A 1059-nucleotide genomic window follows, 5' to 3' on the forward strand; every position below is an offset into this window, starting at 1 on the left:
GGCTTTGTTTCCTAAATCAGTTGAACTAAAACCATAGCTGGTGATCTGATCGGCATAGCCTATCAACTCACCCATCAATCGTGTCAAAACCTCGCTATAAAACAATCAACTGGAAGCAATACAATCAAGCCCTGATCAATCGTGGCTCACTTACCTTCTGGATTGATGAGGACGCTATCGCCCAGTGGAAAGCTAAGGCCGAGCAACCAAGGAAAGGTCGACCACGCGTATTTAGCGACTTAGCCATTACCACCGCGCTGATGGTTAAACGTGTTTTCTCGATGCCACTACGAGCGTTACAAGGCTTTATCAACTCGGTGTTTAAACTGGCTGATATTCCGCTTTCGTGCCCACATTACACTTGCATCAGCAAACGCGCTAAAACCGTCAAGATTGCTTTTAAAACCAAGACGCGTGGCACCATTGAGCACTTGGCTATCGACTCGACAGGCTTGAAGGTTTATGGCGAAGGTGAGTGGAAAGTGAAGAAACATGGCACAGATGGCAAGCGCCGCGTGTGGCGTAAGCTGCATATCGCTGTCGATACCCATAGCCATGAAATTATTGCAGCGGAACTGAGTTTATCCGGTGTCACTGACGCTGAAGTTATGCCGAATTTGCTCAAGCAAACCCATCGCAAAATCCGCAATATCTCAGGTGATGGTGCTTACGACACAAGAGCCTGTCACGATGCCGTTCGTAGAAAACGGGCTTTAGTACTCATTCCACCGAGGGAAGGTGCCGCGCTCTGGGAACAAGGTCATCCGCGTAACTTAGCGGTCAGTTGGCAACAGCTTCATGGTTCAAATAAACAGTGGAAAAAACGGTATGGTTATCATCGGCGGTCAATCTCAGAAACTGCCATGTACAGGGTAAAGCAATTACTTGGTGGTAGATTGAGCCTGCGAAATTATAACGGTCAGGTAGGAGAAACTTACGCGATGATAAAGGCGTTGAACAAACTCACTGGGCTAGGCATGCCTGAAACTTACCGTGTAGTTTAATATTCAAACGATTATGAGGAGCTTTGCTCGCTGAATCGATTTAGGAAACAAAGCC

General features: G+C 47.1%; 1 protein-coding gene. It reads left to right on the forward strand.

The annotated features are described in order from the left end of the window. Positions 1 to 80: 80 nt before the first annotated feature. Positions 81 to 1004: an IS5-like element ISSpu11 family transposase gene (locus AEA42_RS06650; RefSeq protein ID WP_055647290.1), complete on the forward strand. Its 924-nt coding sequence runs from the start codon at positions 81 to 83 to the stop codon at positions 1002 to 1004. Positions 1005 to 1059: the final 55 nt, after the last annotated feature.

This window comes from Shewanella sp. Sh95, from assembly GCF_001308045.1.
Taxonomy (GTDB): Bacteria; Pseudomonadota; Gammaproteobacteria; order Enterobacterales; family Shewanellaceae; genus Shewanella; species Shewanella xiamenensis.